At 42.4% G+C, this 16122-nt stretch carries 17 protein-coding genes and 1 pseudogene; 14 read left to right on the top strand and 4 right to left on the bottom strand.

Going from position 1 to position 16122, the window contains the following annotated elements; genetic code table 11:
* Positions 1-210: 210 nt before the first annotated feature.
* The 10 genes from C9889_RS03370 (at position 211) to C9889_RS03325 (ending at position 8355) form a co-directional block, all read left to right on the top strand.
* Positions 211-2529: a hydrophobe/amphiphile efflux-3 (HAE3) family transporter gene (locus C9889_RS03370; protein ID WP_394342245.1), complete on the top strand. Its 2319-nt coding sequence runs from the start codon at positions 211-213 to the stop codon at positions 2527-2529.
* A complete protein-coding gene (locus C9889_RS03365) occupies positions 2526-3626 on the top strand; it encodes a COG1361 S-layer family protein (RefSeq protein WP_129597177.1) in 1101 nt (366 codons plus the stop codon). The genes C9889_RS03370 and C9889_RS03365 overlap by 4 nt, the downstream gene beginning before the upstream one ends.
* Before the next feature lie 23 nt (positions 3627-3649).
* A complete protein-coding gene (locus C9889_RS03360; RefSeq protein WP_129597175.1) occupies positions 3650-4747 on the top strand; it encodes a COG1361 S-layer family protein in 1098 nt (365 codons plus the stop codon).
* 148 nt (positions 4748-4895) lie between these two features.
* Positions 4896-6122 (top strand): translation initiation factor IF-2 subunit gamma, encoded by a 1227-nt coding sequence (locus tag C9889_RS03355; protein ID WP_129597173.1) that lies wholly within the window; start codon positions 4896-4898, stop codon positions 6120-6122.
* On the top strand, positions 6119-6484 hold the full coding sequence (locus tag C9889_RS03350; protein WP_129597171.1) for a DNA-binding protein: 366 nt from the start codon (positions 6119-6121) through the stop codon (positions 6482-6484). Before C9889_RS03355 ends, C9889_RS03350 begins: the two co-directional genes overlap by 4 nt.
* Positions 6485-6562: 78 nt before the next feature.
* A complete protein-coding gene (locus C9889_RS03345; RefSeq protein WP_129597169.1) occupies positions 6563-7126 on the top strand; it encodes a DNA-directed RNA polymerase in 564 nt (187 codons plus the stop codon).
* A 15-nt stretch (positions 7127-7141) separates the two neighbouring features.
* Positions 7142-7327 carry a transcription elongation factor subunit Spt4 gene (gene spt4, locus C9889_RS03340; RefSeq protein ID WP_072359208.1) on the top strand — a complete coding sequence of 62 codons (186 nt, stop codon included), beginning with the start codon at positions 7142-7144 and terminating at the stop codon, positions 7325-7327.
* A 1-nt stretch (position 7328) separates the two neighbouring features.
* Positions 7329-7919, top strand: coding sequence for a GTP-dependent dephospho-CoA kinase family protein (locus C9889_RS03335; RefSeq protein WP_129597167.1), 591 nt, complete (start codon positions 7329-7331; stop codon positions 7917-7919).
* Positions 7900-8199, top strand: a complete 300-nt coding sequence (locus C9889_RS03330; RefSeq protein WP_129597165.1) for a 30S ribosomal protein S24e — start codon at positions 7900-7902, stop codon at positions 8197-8199. The genes C9889_RS03335 and C9889_RS03330 overlap by 20 nt, the downstream gene beginning before the upstream one ends.
* 9 nt (positions 8200-8208) lie before the next feature.
* Complete coding sequence (locus C9889_RS03325; protein ID WP_013036965.1) at positions 8209-8355, top strand: 30S ribosomal protein S27ae; 147 nt, start codon at positions 8209-8211, stop codon at positions 8353-8355.
* Positions 8356-8361: 6 nt separating this feature from the next.
* Here C9889_RS03325 and C9889_RS03320 read toward each other — a convergent pair whose 3' ends face one another.
* The 4 genes from C9889_RS03320 to C9889_RS03310 form a co-directional block, all read right to left on the bottom strand.
* Positions 8362-8757, bottom strand: coding sequence for a response regulator (locus tag C9889_RS03320; RefSeq protein WP_129597163.1), 396 nt, complete (start codon positions 8755-8757; stop codon positions 8362-8364).
* Positions 8747-9073 carry a sensor histidine kinase gene (locus C9889_RS11090; protein ID WP_318531585.1) on the bottom strand — a complete coding sequence of 109 codons (327 nt, stop codon included), beginning with the start codon at positions 9071-9073 and terminating at the stop codon, positions 8747-8749. The genes C9889_RS03320 and C9889_RS11090 overlap by 11 nt, the downstream gene beginning before the upstream one ends.
* A 40-nt stretch (positions 9074-9113) precedes the next feature.
* Positions 9114-10943, bottom strand: a complete 1830-nt coding sequence (locus C9889_RS03315) for a histidine kinase dimerization/phosphoacceptor domain -containing protein (protein ID WP_318531506.1) — start codon at positions 10941-10943, stop codon at positions 9114-9116.
* Between the two features lie 82 nt (positions 10944-11025).
* A complete protein-coding gene (locus C9889_RS03310; RefSeq protein WP_129597161.1) occupies positions 11026-11805 on the bottom strand; it encodes a helix-turn-helix transcriptional regulator in 780 nt (259 codons plus the stop codon).
* A gap of 314 nt (positions 11806-12119) precedes the next feature.
* Here C9889_RS03310 and mtbC point away from each other — a divergent pair, with 314 nt between their 5' ends.
* The 4 genes and pseudogenes from mtbC to C9889_RS03290 all read left to right on the top strand — a co-directional run bounded on the left by mtbC (position 12120) and on the right by C9889_RS03290 (position 16109).
* Positions 12120-12731 carry a dimethylamine corrinoid protein MtbC gene (gene mtbC, locus C9889_RS03305; RefSeq protein WP_129597159.1) on the top strand — a complete coding sequence of 204 codons (612 nt, stop codon included), beginning with the start codon at positions 12120-12122 and terminating at the stop codon, positions 12729-12731.
* An 11-nt stretch (positions 12732-12742) separates the two neighbouring features.
* Positions 12743-14068, top strand: a pseudogene (gene mtbB, locus C9889_RS03300) ([dimethylamine--corrinoid protein] Co-methyltransferase).
* Between the two features lie 138 nt (positions 14069-14206).
* Entirely contained in the window at positions 14207-15724 is a 1518-nt protein-coding gene (locus C9889_RS03295; RefSeq protein WP_129597158.1) for an APC family permease, read from the top strand.
* Positions 15725-15929: 205 nt separating this feature from the next.
* On the top strand, positions 15930-16109 hold the full coding sequence (locus tag C9889_RS03290) for a hypothetical protein (RefSeq protein WP_072359226.1): 180 nt from the start codon (positions 15930-15932) through the stop codon (positions 16107-16109).
* The last annotated feature ends 13 nt before the right edge of the window (positions 16110-16122 follow it).

Genomic DNA, 16122 nt, shown 5'->3' with positions numbered 1-16122 from the left:
GTGAATTTTTTTTGTTGGTAATGAAAAAATTATATATAGCAGAATTGCATGGACCAAATCCCCGATATATAGTCAAGTACTCGTATACAAGAAATTCAGCATATTTGCGTATAAAAATATATCTCTATATATTAAAAGGAGCGATTCCCTATTAAAAACATCTTTGAGAAACTGGGTATTTTCATAGAGGATCATGCGATTGCCATTCTGATAATTGCAATGTTACTTGTTCTTGTTTCATTTGAAGGTGCTCAGCTGATCAAGATGGAATCGGGTACAGAAACATTTGTAGATAAAGATTCGCAGCTGTACCAGAATTATGATCACCTTTATCTGAGCCTTTTCAGTAAGGAAGCCATTGTTGTTATGGTGGAAGGGGGTGATGTACAGGACAGGGCTCTACTGGAAGCGATTGACCGCCTGGATAGTATGTCGTCTTCAATACCGGGTGTGCTGAGTACGCAAAGTGCTTCTTCGGTTGTAAAGGAAGCCAACAATCTGGAAAACGGAAGATTTGAGATCCCGCAAAAGGATGAACAGTTGTCCGAATTAATTCCTTGTGTTCCATCGTCCCTTTCTCCGGATAAAACCCATACACTTGTTTATATTGAAATGGCAGGGGATACCAGCGAGATCCGAAAACAGGAAATTCTTCGTGAAGTTGAAACCTCGGTAGATCTGGCAGAGTTCCCTCCCGGGTACAATTTCATCGTCACCGGTGATCCTGCCTTTGAGATAGGGATGAATAAGGAAATGATGTCAAGTATGGGTGTCTTACTCTTGCTCTCTGCCTTTTTGATGGTCATTGTTCTCTATCTTGTATTCAGACACGTAAGATGGAGATTGATGCCGCTTGCAATTGTGCTTCTGGGAATAATCTATACATTCGGTGCAATGGGTTATCTTGGTATACCCATGACAATGATTTCCATGGCAGCGTTTCCGGTACTTATTGGGTTGGGGATCGATTATGCCATACAGTTCCATAACCGTATTGAGGAAGAACTGGAGAGGGGTGAATCCCCCAAAGAAGCGGTTATTGACACGATCAAACATGTCGGTCCGGCTGTGATGATTGCGCTTACAATCACATCACTTGGCTTTGTTTCTCTTGCGACTTCTACAGTACCTATGGTACAGGATTTTGCAAAACTTCTTCTTATTGGTGTGTTTATGTGTTTCCTGTCCTCTCTTTTTGTAGGTGTGACTGTTATATACGGGCTTGATACCTTTGCAAAAAAAAGACAGGAAAGGGCAAAGAAGCACCATGTCGACTCCCTGCGCCACAGGCTTATCACACGCAGGTTCAAAAAATCTGGTAAAAAGAAAACCACTACAGATTCAGACGGCTTTATTGACAATACCCTGCGTTCGGTTGCGACTTTTACAATGAAACATCCCGTGCCTGTACTCATCATTGCAGGTTTAATCTGTATAAACGGTCTCTACGCAGATACCTTTGTGCCAATTCAGACAGACACTGAAACCTTTGTGCCGGAGGATATGCCTGCCCTGATAGATCTTCAGCATCTAGGAGATATTACAGGGGGGGATGATGAGCTCAACATAATCATAAAGACTTCAAATATTGCAGATCCGGACCTTTTAGATTGGGTTGATAAATTCAGCCGGCATGAAGTTGATAATCGTGAGAATATCTATGGAGCCACAAGTCTGGCTACCCTTGTCAAATCGAATAATGGTGGAGTGCTTCCGGATTCAGAGGAAGGGGTGAGGCATGTTCTTTCAAAGATTCCTGATTCAGCAAAGGAGCGATACATCAGTGGCCAGAATATAATGGTCGTCAACCTCAACATTGGTGATGCTATGAGCGGTCTGGGACTGGAAGGTATCGAAACTCTTGCCAACGTTATTGAAAACGACATTCAGTGGCTTGCTCCTCCACCAGATGTAAGTGTGACAATAACGGGTCATTCCTTTGTGTTTATCGAGGTCATAGGTGCCCTTACATCTGGAAGGATTTTCATGACCTATCTGGGTCTTGGAATGGTTTTCGCCGGTCTGCTTGTAATATATAGAGATTTCCTGAAAGCCTTTGTACCCGTCATAACTATGTTTATGGTTATTGGGTGGACTGGAGGGCTTATGTACTATCTGAATATGGAATATACGCCGATGACCGCGACCCTTGGAGCTCTGATATTGGGGGTTGGTTCGGAATATGCTGTACTTATGATGGAGCGCTACTTTGAGGAGAGGGAAAAGGGTGCTCTACCGGAAGCAGCTATGTGTGAAGCCAGTGTTAAGATCGGCAAGGCTATCGTTACTTCCGGTTTGACCACATTATTTGGTTTCCTGGCACTGGTTGCTTCTGCTTTTGGTATGATAAGCAGTTTTGGCATCATTACTGTAATCGATGTTGCCCTTGCTCTGATTGCTACATTTGTCATATTCCCTCCAGTAATTGTAACCCTGGACAAATGGAGGGATAAACACAGAGCAAAAAAAGCAGGGCATAATCTGGATTCATCTGCAAATAATCTTCAAACAGGGGCTGATATCACATGAGTAGAACCCAACACAATACAAATAATTTCAGAAGACAAATGGTCTTTCTGTCCCTGATCTCAGTAATACTGCTTGCAACTCTATTTATTGGTGTGTCCACAGCCCAATCAAAAGAGTACATACCCCCGACTTACGAATATACTACAAATTATTACCGGGGTTATGGTATGCCGGATATTCATGCTTCAGTGGTAGGGGACACTCATTTTGATCGGGGCGAAATAGCCAATGTAAATATTATTCTCTCTAACAGGGGTATTTTGCATGGCTTTAAATCTGTCACAGACGTGGAGGGCGATGAGGCCGAACAAGCTCTTGCCATGAAAGAGCTGGAATATGAAACAAAACGCACAACTGCTTACGGTATAAAGACCAGTCTTGTTTCCCCCACTGATTATATAGAGATCGATTCTTCGACCAATGGCCAGATCCTGGAAAAATTGGTTCCCGGAGATCTACCCTCACGTCCTATGACATTCACTATTGAAATTTCGGAGAATGCTCCAGCAGGGGACTATGTACTTTTCCTTCCGGTAAGTTATGAGTATCAGGAGGATGTCCGCATGACAGGTGGCCGGACTATTCAGCTAGGGTTGCCTGACATGGATCGTGCTACCTACTATAATAATTCGAATAAAACTCTGCAAATACCTATCCACATAGAAAAAGCAGCGGAATTCGAAATAGTTGATGTTGATGGAGAGCTGGTTGCCGGTGAAGAAAGCGTAATACAGGTGACGTATCGCAATGTCGGTGAATTGACCGCGGAGAGTGCTCTTGCCAGGGTGGTCGTCATGGACCCTCTCAGTACCGGCAGTTCTACGGCATTGCTGGGTACTCTTGAACCGGGCGAAGAACACACTGTTTCATTTAATGTGAACTCAGATGTTATGGCTGTTGTCAAGGAATATGCAATAGATAGTGAGATACGTTATATCGATGAGGATGGGGATTACGCATTTTCTGATAATATGAAAATTAATGTGCCAATGCAATCATCAGATGAATGGATTAATATCACCCAGATTTCACTTTTATTGACTCTTTTGATAACCATATATCTGGTAATTGACAGTATCCGTAAAAAGAAAAAGTAATTCTGGAAAGGAGAGGAGTGACCATGAATACAAGAAATTTAATGATAGGAATAATTGCACTGGGAATATCCCTGATGTGTCTGATTCCGGCCTCAGCTGCCGGTTTCACCCCGCAGAATAATGCCTTGCCTGATAATTTTGATTTTAGTGACAACTACTACACTGTATATGGAGGTCCCGATGTAAGTGCAAACATCGTTGGTGATAATGAATTTTATCGTGGGGATAGTGTCACGCTGAATATTAATCTTATGAACAAGGGGTTGATTACAGGCTTCAGGTCAGAGGAGGATGATGACCCTATAGATGAACTTGATCAGAAACTACAGCAACAGGAAATGTCCTATGAATCACAACGGACAACTGCGATTGGGATTGTGGCAATTCTTACTTCTCCTGATCCCAATGTAGAAGTGAAATCCGGTCCACAGGAAGCCGGTTCACTGGCTGCCGGTGAGCAGACTTCATCCCCTGTTATGTTCAATGTGGAGTTTTCAGAGAATGCACCCTCAGGGGATTATCCTCTGATTCTCAGTCTTTATTACGGCTACCAGAAAAATGTCCAGGTTTCCGGTGATAATGAAACAAGTCTTGGTGTCACAAATATGGATGTGGGACTCTGGTATGATGTGGGCTCCCAGAATGTTACCATTCCTGTAAATGTGAAAAAGGAAGCACAATTTGAGGTTACCAATGTTTCCGGGCAGCTGGATATAGGTGAGGAAGGTATGCTGCATGCTACCTATACCAATACGGGTAATGAACCTGTAAAGGATGCCATTGTTCGTATAAGTGCAGCTGATCCTTTCAGTACCACGGATGACCAGGCATATCTCGGGGATATGGATGCCGGGGAAAGTGCCGTTGCGGTATTTAAGCTTAAAGTAGGGGATACTGCGATTGAAAAACCATATGCCATAAACAGTGAAATCAAGTATGAGGACACTAAAGGTCATGACAGGGTTTCAGATAATGTGAAAATAAAAACACAGGTATCGGCTTCATCCAACACCTATACAGGCGGATTGATGTTACCTATGGGTTTTGGGATTGCAGCATTGGTTATAGGTGCTATTGTGTTGTATATAAGGCGTAAACCAGGTCAAAAACCAGAAGAGTGATGTTTTTATCACTCCTCTCCTTATTCTTGTCAATCCGGTTTTGACAGCAACATTTTTACGTAATTAGAATTATTAAGTGTTTCACGTTCAATTCATCTTATATCAACTACATTTCTACTTTAGTCCCAAAAGGGAGGGAAATTAAAAATTGAGTCAGCCTTGTGTTAATATCGGCATGGTAGGTCATGTCGATCATGGAAAAACCACTCTTGTACGTTCATTATCCGGTGTATGGACTGATAAGCATAGTGAAGAACTGAAAAGAGGTATCTCTATCCGTCTGGGTTATGCAGATACAACTTTGATGAAATGCCCCACCTGCCCTGTACCACAGTGTTATTCAGTAAAGAACGAATGTCCTCACTGTGGTGCAAAAACAGAACAGGTCAGGACCATATCCTTTGTAGATTCTCCCGGGCACGAAACACTGATGGCTACGATGCTTTCAGGTGCAGCCATTATGGACGGTGCTATTCTTGTCATTGCTGCTAATGAGGAATGCCCCCAGCCCCAGACAAAGGAACATCTCATGGCTCTTGACATCATTGGTATCAAAAACGTTGTCATAGTCCAGAACAAGATTGATCTTGTAAACAGGAAAGATGTCATAGAGAACTATAAACAGATAAAGGATTTCGTCAAAGGCACGGTTGCAGAGAACGCTCCCATAATCCCTATTTCTGCCCAGCAGGATATCAATATCGATGCACTTATAGATGCAATGGAAAAAGTAATTCCGATTCCTACATATAAACTTGATAAGGATGCACGAATGCTCATTGCAAGGTCTTTTGATATAAACCGGCCAGGTATTCCTATTGACCAGATATCAGGTGGTGTTATCGGTGGTACCCTTACGGAGGGCACATTGAAAGCTGGTGATGAGCTGGAAATAAAACCAGGAAGGAAAGTTGAAAGTGAAGGTGCCATTCACTGGGATCCTATTCATACCAGGGTAACTGGCATTATAGCAGGTACGACTTCCGTTGATGAAGCAACTCCCGGCGGTCTGCTGGCAGTGGGTACAGAGCTTGATCCGGACCTGACAAAAAGTGATACTCTTACCGGTCAGGTAGCAGGTAAACCCGGGACATTACCCAGTACCAATCATTCCTTCACCCTCAGGTTAAAACTTCTTGATCGTGTTGTTGGAGTGGATGATGAAGGGGAAATTGGTCAGATCAAGACAAGTGAGCCCCTGATGTTAAACGCCGGCACAGCCACAACTGTGGGGATTGTTACAAGTGCCAGGGAAGATGTTGCCGAGGTCAATCTTAAAAGACCTGTTTGTGCAGACATTGGTTCAATGGTTGCCATAAGCCGCAGGATTGGTTCCCGATGGAGATTGATCGGTATCGGGGTAATTGAGGATTGAAAGTTATCATTGACACAAACGGGATAATGCTTCCAGCACAATTTGGTGTGGACATATTCGCAGAACTCAGGAGACTGGGTTTTGATCAATTCCTTCTTCCCACAGCGATCCTGCACGAACTTGATGGCCTTGTAAGACGTTGTCGGGGTAAGGATAAAATGGCTGCGAAATTAGCTATTTCATTATCTGAAAGATGTGATATTATAGAAGGAGAGGGATTTGCGGATGATGTTATTGTCCGCCTTGCACCCGTTTATGATGCAGCTGTATTGACCAATGATATTGGATTACAGCAAAGATTGAAAGAAAAGGAAATACCGATTGTAAGGCTGAGGCAAAAGAACAAACTTGATTTCCTGTAATCTGGATAATAGCACAATGGTTTATAAGGGATGAGAAGTTCTGGTATTCTTATATAATGATATTGCGGAGATAATTATATGTACAAGAGGATGAAGCTTGTTGATACAGTTCGGGTCGCTCCCAGTCTCCTTGCCGATGATGTAAGGGTCAGTGTCAAAAATGCTCTCAAGAATAAACTTGAAGGGCGAGTTGATAAAAAGATCGGCTCTGTTGTAGCTATCACTGATATTGATGAGATAGGTGAAGGTCATATTCTTGTAGGAGATGGCGCAGTCTATTATGATGTTACTTTTGAAGCGATCATGTTCATACCGACGCTGCAGGAAGTAATCGAAGGTGAAGTTGTTGAAACCGTTGAATTTGGAGCTTTTGTCAGCATAGGGGCAATGGACGGTCTTCTGCATGTTAGCCAGATCACAGACGATTTCATGTCCTATGATGGAAAGAATGGAAGGCTGGTCAGTAAGAACGTAAGTAAAGCTCTTTCTGAAGGCGATCGCGTAAGGGCTCGTATAGTGGCTGTTAGTATTAATGAAAGGGAGCCACGTGACAGTAAGATCGGTCTGACAATGCGACAACCTGCTCTGGGCAAGCTGGAATGGCTCGATGAACAGAGAAAACCCACTGTAGCAAATAAATAATCAGGAGTTCTAGTTATGGTTGAATCTGTTTGCATGGATTGTCACAGGCTTGTTGCAGGTCAGGAATGTCCTGTTTGTGGCACCACTAACCTTAGTAACGATTGGAGCGGACTTTTGGTTATAGTGGACCCTGAAAAGTCCGAAATCGCAAAAAAGATAGGGGTTACGATTCCTGACAAATATGCTTTGAAGGTGCGGTAATTTGGGTGGAACGATTTCGATACCCGCATCCCTGCGTCCTTTGTTGCGTAAGAAATTTGGAGTCCTCTATAAAGGATCCGCCGAAGAAAACATTGGAAAAGTATCAAGGGATCTTGATGACCCCATAAAACTTATATCTGTAGGTGATGTTACTACGTTCCACTTGCTCAAATCGAATATTATTCCAGATATACTTGTAATCGATGACAAAACTCATCGCCAACCTGCTTGTGAGCAGATGATCACAGGTACAAAACAATCAGGTTTCAAGGAACTGGTTGTAAATAATCCCGCCGGTTCAATTACAGAAGAACTGGTGGATGCACTTGCGGAAGCACTAGATTCAAATCGGCGAGTCAGGATATTTGTGCAGGGAGAAGAGGATCTTGCATCTCTTCCTGCAATAATGATGGCCCCTGTAGGATCCGTCGTTCTCTATGGACAACCTGGTGAAGGTATGATGTTTGTCCGAATTACTGCTTCCAAAAAGGAAGAGATGACAGAACTAATTGACAAGATCATTGATCAACAGCATTGTAAAGAACAATTATACACTATGTGGAGGAAGTTGTATGGATATCAGCATAATTGAAGAGAAGAACAACACTCTTCTAAACAGAAAGGAACTGAAGTTCAATGTGACTTTTGAGGGACCAACACCTGCAAGGAATGATGTAAAATCAAAACTTGCAGCCATGCTGAATGTGCCTATTGAACTTATTATAGTCCAGGACATGAGAAACATGTTCGGTAAACAGGAATTATCCGGTTATGCCAGGATCTATGAAGATGCGTCCCGCATGAAAGAAGTTGAAAAGGAATATAGCCTCAAAAGAAATGAGCTCCCAGAACCTGAAGCAAGTGAAGAATAAGGTGGTTATATGGCTGTAAAAGAGTATTATAAAGTAGACGGCGATAATATCGAACGTACCAGGCAGTTCTGTCCTCGCTGTGGTGAAGGTGTATTCCTTGCCGAACATAAGGACAGGTTGACCTGTGGAAAGTGTGGCTATACTGAATTCAAATAAATATTTTCACTCTTTTTTTTCTTTTTCTTTCCTGTAGTTGTCCAGAGCTAATTTTATAGTATTTTGCAGGGTGTTTTCCTCAAAGGGCTTTATAAGATAGCCGTAGGTTTTTGTTCTTTTTGCCCTTTCAAGTATTTTATCATCCGAATAAGCTGTAAGGTATACAACAGGGATGTCCATGGTTCCATATATCTTTTCAGCCGCTTCAATTCCATCAATTTTACCTTTCAGCATTATATCCATAAGTACAAGGTCCGGAAAAGTTATTTCAGCTTTTTGTATAGCTTCTTCACCTGAAGCCGCTATGCTGGGCACCCTGAAACCCATACCTTTAAGCATTTTTTTTATGCCAAGGGCTACTATATTTTCATCTTCTACCACGAGAATTTTTTCACCTGACATCTTCACCCTCTGTTATTTCTTTATTTTTTTCCTGGAAAACAATTTCAAATCTTGTGCCTTTTGATGTGTCTATTTCGATTGTTGCATTTATCTGTTCTGCGAGTGTATGGACAAGCAAAAGGCCAAGGGAATCTGTATCTTCAAAATCAATTTCACCCTTCATTCCGATACCATCGTCACTGACAACCAGTTTGTGATGATCATTTATTTTTTGAAGCTCGATTGTTATGGTGCCTTTACCTTTATCAAAAGCATACTTTAATGAATTGGATACAAGTTCATTAATAATTATTCCGAGTGGAACGGCTGTATCCATTCCCAAAAATATGTTTTCCACATTAATTTTTATATCGACTTCACTTTTTTTCCAGTACATAGGATTGGGATAGATAATTGATAAGATTTTTGCTATAGTCTGCAAAATCGATGCTCTCCATGTCCTTTGACTGGTAAAGTTTCTCATGTACAAGAGCCATTGTGCGAACTCTGTCCCTGCTATTGTTGAAAGCATCCAGCACGTCCTCGTCCCTGAATTTTTCAGATTCAAGGTACAATAGTGTGGATATAACCTGAAGATTATTCTTTATCCTGTGGTGTATTTCTTTTTTTCGTATATCTTCAATTTTAAGAAGGGCTTCTTCAGCTTGTTTCCTTTCATCGATATTCACGATTACGCCCTGGAGATATTTCACATCGTGGCATTTACCTTCCAGGTCAGAAACATGGCTGTTGATGTCATTATCTTTATTAATCATATGATGTATGATTTCGCGTTGCTCCCTCTGAATGAAGGTACGCTCATCAACCCATCGGGTTTCACCGTCTTTTGTCAGTATCCTGTACTCTATATTGAATTGGGTTTCCTGACCGGAGCATATTTCTCCCAGTTTTGCCTCAACCTCGGGCAGGTCATCCGGATGTATAATATCTCCATAACCAAGGCCATTCGGTCCGAAATCTTCCGGAGAATATCCAAACTGGGATATATTCTTTGATACAACTTCAACAGGCCAGTTCTTTTCTGCTTTCCATTTAAAAACAATTACCGGGCTGTTGTTGACAACCTTTTCCATCTCTTCTCGTAACTGACTGGCATTCTCAAGAGCATTGAGTATATCATTCAATCCTTCAGGTATTTCCCGGAAATCAATATCCACGTCTGTTTCGGCCCTTTCATCAAGTTTACCTCCGATCGCAGCATCAGATATATTCTTAAAGTCGTTCACTATTTCATTTATCGGGCCTGTCACCGATCTGGTAATCAGGATTGCAACAGCTCCCATGAATATCAATGATATTGAGGAAATCAAAAGTAACCTATTCCTGAGGTCTGTTACTCCTGCAAGCATTTCATCCTTTGGTACTACCAGGATAAATGCAAAATTTGAAGTTTTTATTGGTTCATAGAACATAACCACATCTTTGCCGGTGATGGGATCTATTGTTTCTATATAGCCGCTTTTGCCGAGTTTTATTTCATCAGCCATGCGTGTAATTTCTGGCACATCGTAGTCATAGAGGGTTTTTTCTCCCACCAGTTCTTCATTTGTAGGGTGGGAGATGAGAATCCCGGTATTTCCGGTCATAATTGCATGGCCGGTATCAAAGGATTTTACCTTGTTTACTACATCATTCAGATGATTCAGGGAGACATCGACACCCCCAATGCCAATAAACTCGCCCTCTCTTATTATGGGTGTGACATAACTTACAATGAATACACCTTCATAGTAATAGGGTTCAGTAACGATATCCCGCTTTAGTTTCTTTGGCAGCTGGTAGTATCCGGACGTTTCATAATCAAGTAATGGGTCAAGTGTTATATTTCCCGGTATCCTGTTCCAGTAGGGAATAAATCTCCCGGTTTCATCATGGCCGGTTGTGTTTACATAACTACTATCCATCCCATCAAATGTATTAGGTTCATAACAGACATAGGTTCCCAGCAAGTCAGGATTTTCTTCCAGCAGTTTTAACAAAATATTGTTTATTTCGGTACGGTTTTCTGAATGGTACTGTGTAAGGGAATGGGCGATTGCCTGTCCAGTAGCCTGATTTGATCGCATTTCAATATCAAACATATTGGCATAGTTTTTCGCCTTCTGTATTGATTGATCGTATGCAAGTTCCTCTTCCTGGGTTGTCACTGTTGAAATAATCACTGCAGTGGATGTAATCAGTACCACAAGTATCCCCGTCAGGATAAAAAACATAAGTTTGAATTTTAGTGGTACATCTCTCCATGTCATTTCAATCAGTCAGTCCTGGTCAATCCCATTCTATCAGAGTTGATTTCCGGCGGAAGTGTTCATATAATTCAGTCCCCCATTGTAGTGCACTTGCATCAAAACTCATTATTTTCTTGTGATCGTACATATCATTCTTATTGAAGAGGCAGAGATAAATGAACCTATCTGTTACAACGGATGTTAGATTGACTTCGTTGCAAATATATAGATTGGTATGTTCCCTTTCAACAATGTGGCGGAATTTATCAGTATGTTCTTCTTTCATCCGTTTGTAAATTGGCTCAGTAAGTATAAGGTCTATTTGAACCCCGTCTTTTGCCAGTTCATAATATAAATCGGGATAAAGAGGATGGAAATAGGCCATTATTGTCATTACTTTTTTGGACTTGATCAGATTCTTGCTGAATTCTTCGGGCAGGTCAAAAAGATGGTTCATATCCGGCTCTATTACCATACATTCCCCTATATCACCCAGCCGTGAATCAAGTTCTTCCGGAATTGAGCTTAGATCCCGGGTTGCCCAGTAGTCATTATTTTCCTCTATGACTCCCAGGGTTCTCAGCAGTGGGACCATATTTTTTACTATAATTTCTCCTATATCCGAAAGCTGATAAACCCTGTCCTCTTCAATGATTAGGTTTTGTTCCCTGAGTATTTTTATCTGGGGCATCATTGCTTTGGATGTAACATTAAGGGATGTTTTGATCTGGTCTATATTTCTGGGTCCTTCCATTAGCAGTAAAAGAAGTCTTTTCCTTTTTTCAGAGAGCCAGATAGTATCACTCAATGATGATTGCATACATTCACCTTTTAGTTAAGGGGTTTAAACTTCTTTTTTTATATTATTTATACCATTTCAGAACAAGGTCTATTAAAACGAGGTTATGTATTTTAAAACCGTTATAATTTCCCATATCACTGGTAATTACTTGTGTCTCTTGACAAACCTCATAGAGTTTGCTCATTCATTTATCTTTCGCAAATTCGATGCAATTTAGGCTATATACAATTCATATCTTATTTTTCATGTGAGTAAACCGATCAAATCGGTGGTCTCAGGATCTCTATGGAAAGGAGGTTGTAACAACGACAAAAGAAGAATTATACAAAGAATTGTCTGACGCTATTGTAAGTTGCAAGAAAGACCAGGTTCTTGCTGCTGTCGAAAAAGCCCGTGGTGAACTCGAGGCTCCCGACATCATTGAGAATGGTCTTGCAGCAGGTATGAACGAAGTCGGTACCCTTTTTGAAAGGGGTAAATTATTCCTTCCACATGTCATGATGGCTGCAGAAGCCATGCAGGCCGGTGTGGATGAACTTAAAGGCGATATGCCTGAATCATCCGATAAGGCTGCCAGTGTAATTGTCAATGGTACCGTAGAAGGAGATGTCCATGACATTGGCAAAACCATTGTATCTACCATGCTCCAGACAGCAGGATTCGAAGTTCATGACATTGGTCGTGATGCACCTGTAGCAGATTTCATTGCCAAGATCAAGGAAACAGACGCAAATATGGTCGGTGTTTCCGCACTTATGACCACCACTCTCCCGGGCCAGAAGGAAGTAATCGAAGCCCTCGAAGAAGAAGGTCTCCGTGACAAGGTAAAAGTTATGGTAGGCGGTGCCCCTGCAACCAACTCATGGGCCAAAAAGATCGGTGCAGACTGCTATGCAGAAAATGCAACTGAAGCTGTAAGCAAAGCAAAGGAACTTCTCTTATAAGGTGATTATTTATGGCAAATGAATATATCTTAAGAATGGGAGATGGCGAGCGTATCTCCATGACCAGGGAGCAGATCATTGCAGACCTCCGTGAAGGTAGTGCAGATGCAGCAGACCTTGGTGACATTCCTGAACTTTCCGGGGATGAACTTGACAAACTCGCAGATATCATTATGGATTCCAACCGCATTGTAAGTGTCGAACCAGGTATGCAAGTGCCGGTTACCCACGACATTGGTACCCTCAGGATCGATGGTGATCAGGGTAACAGTGGTGTCGGAATTCCTGCAAGTCGTCTTACTGGCTGTATGATGCACGAGAGAGGCTTTGGTGCTGACACAATGGAACTGGGTCATATCGATTACAGTTTTAAACCAGTCAAACCGGTCATTGCTCAGGAACAGCAGGCTATGGAAGTCTGTCAGGAAAACATGACTATCCCCCTTCTCTATGGTGCAATGCCAAACCTGGGTCTCTATTATACACCAGATGGTCCATTCGAAAACCCTGGTGACCTCCTGAAGGCTTTCAAGATCAATGAGGCCCGTGAATCCATCGAGCATGCCGGTGACCATGCAACCCGTGACATGACCTGGATCATGCAGCACCTGCAGAAAGTAGGCTGTGACGGTGTCAACTTTGATACTATCGGTGCAGCTGGAGATGGTGATTTTTATGCTTCCCTTTATTCTATCAAGGCGCTCAGGGAAGAATTCCCCGATATCTACATCGAAGCAGGAATGGCCGGAGAATGTACTCTTGGTATGCACGGCGAACTTGAGTTCGAAGGTAATGTTCTTGCAGGCCTCTGGCCACATGAGCAGGTACCTCTTGCAGAGGAAGCCGGTGCAAATGTGTTCGGTCCGGTCTGCAACACCAACACCAGCAAATCCTCCGCATGGAACCTTGCTCGTTCAGTAACTTTCACCAAAGCAACTGTTTCAGCTTCAAACATTCCCTGCCATGTAAATATGGGTATGGGTGTCGGCGGTATCCCAATGTTCGAGACTCCACCAATCGATGCAGTAACCCGTGCCAGCAAGGCAATGGTAGAAGTTGCAGGTGTAGATGGTGTTTAGATAGGAGTTGGCGACCCAGTCGGTATGCCAATCTCACACATTATGGCATCCGGTCTTACAGGTATGCGTGCAGCAGGTGACCTTGTTGCAAGAATGGAGTTCTCCGAGAACATGCGCATAAATGAAGCCAAGGACTATGTTGCCAGGAAACTCGGTGTTGAAGCAATTGACCTGGGTGACGAATATGTCATGAGGGAAATCCGTGAGGAACTTGATATTGGTGTACTTACATCCGTTCGCATCCAAGATGAATATTGAGAAACTTCTGGATGTCAATATCAATTGCTGTGACAGATTCAGGGAAATCACAGGCTAAATTTAAAGGCCGGGGAGTTTCCCGGTTTTAATTTATTATCTTTATAATACATTTCAATAAAAAGGAGTGTGGTGTTTCTTATGAGTGAAGAAAAAGGTGGTGCAGGAATCGACCTGCATCATGCGGAACAATGTAGTAAAGTCGTGTGCGATGCCAGTGAACTGGAACGTACTATTAACTGGAAACAGGGACTTGCCATCGCACTTGGTGTCCCGCTGTTGATCCTGCCTTCTCTGGGATATTTCCCTATGTGGGTATCATCAGCTGCAATAATTGTTTGGGGTCTTTCTGTATTCCAGGGTTTCATGCAAAACCTTGCTTATGGTGAACTTGCAACAGCTTTTCCCCATGCATCGGGTCTACCCGGATTTGCACAAAATGTGTTTAAGACAAAAGACTATAAAGGTAAATACGACAAAAGTAAACTGATAGGCGGTTTCAGTGCCTGGAGTTACTGGTTTGCATGGAACCCTGTACTTGCGATATTTGCCATCCTTGTAGGTGGTTACATTTATAATCTCTTCCCCATAATGGCGGAAATGTTTACTCAATATCAGCTTTCTCTGATAGCCGGTGTTGTGATTTTTGGTGGACTCATCCTTGCAAACTATCGTGGTCTTGAAGGTGGAGCACTTGTAGGTTATATTCTGGCGGCCCTCTCATTGTTGCCCCTTATTGTCATAACTCTGGCACCCTTTGCAACCGGTGATGTGGTAATGTCTAATATCACAAGCCAGTGGCTTCCAGCAGATTGGGCATGGGATGCTCATCATATCTTGATACTCTTAGGTCTGTTTGCAATGGCCCAGTGGAGTGCTTGTGCCTGGGAAACAGCGGCTATCTATGGCCCTGAATACAAGAATCCGGGATCTGACGTACCAAAAGCTCTGTTTGTCTGTGGTGTAGTATGTTTCTTCTCTTTCGTACTTGTACAGGCAGCAGTAATAGGAGTTCTCGGTGTTGAAGGTACAATTGCACAACCAATATCCCCAATGATCCCTGTAGCACAGGCTGCGTTTGGATCTGCCGGTGCAGTGGTTGCAATTGTCATGTTGATAGCAGCAATGGTGCTTATCATTCAGACTGCTTACCTTGGTTCTGCCAGGGCAATGCACTCAATGGCAACTGAAGGAAACCTGCCAAAAATTTTCGGTAAACTAAATTCCTCCGGTACCCCCATTGTGGCAATGGTAGTAATCGGTCTTTTCAACCTGCTGTTGATATCCATGGGCACACCTACTGCAATCCTTGCAGCATCTGCTATTGGTTACACATGTGCAAACGGTATCAGTCTGTTTGCCTATGTGAAAGCCAAGCTTAATCCTGAAATGGCCGCACTAGACAGGCCTTTCAAGGCACCTACAGGTTGGAAGAACATTGCATTGCTCTTTGGTATATTCAACATCCCCCTATGTCTTGTGGGTGTTGTTTATCTTAACAGTCTTGAAGTCGGATGGACTTCAACCTGGATAGGATTCATAGTACTGGCATCTTATCTGCCAATGTGGTTCTACTCTAGAAACGAGGCATATAAGGAAAAAGAAACAATCAGTGCTGTCAGCCTGGTTTCAAGTATCTCCTCCAGTAAAAAGAAGTGAGTGGGATTTGTCTAAAGCATTTCCGGGTTTCTCCTAACCGGAAATGCTCACTCCTATATTTTCTAGTTGTCTGAAATCCCATTCCTTTAAATTTTTATTTATTTTTATATACAATTTTATATTTATTTTCTCCTGCAAAAATACATATACATATCATATCGTTTTCACTTTGCATTCATACCAAAACTGAATCAGAGCGGAAAACATGCCAGACATTGAGGATATGATTATCGGGCTACTTCTCACAAGTTTCACAGTTGCACTTGGCCTCTATCTTGTAACATCCGGTTCGGAACTTTATATTCCACGGATGGAAGAGGTAATGATGGGAACGGTTCTTGTTTTTGTAGCAACCGGTTATAACAATTTCCTGCGGAATCCCTGATATAAAGACAAAA

Source organism: Methanohalophilus profundi (assembly GCF_004137855.1).
Classification (GTDB): domain Archaea; phylum Halobacteriota; class Methanosarcinia; order Methanosarcinales; family Methanosarcinaceae; genus Methanohalophilus; species Methanohalophilus profundi.
This window is presented reverse-complemented; position numbering and strand designations above follow the sequence as displayed.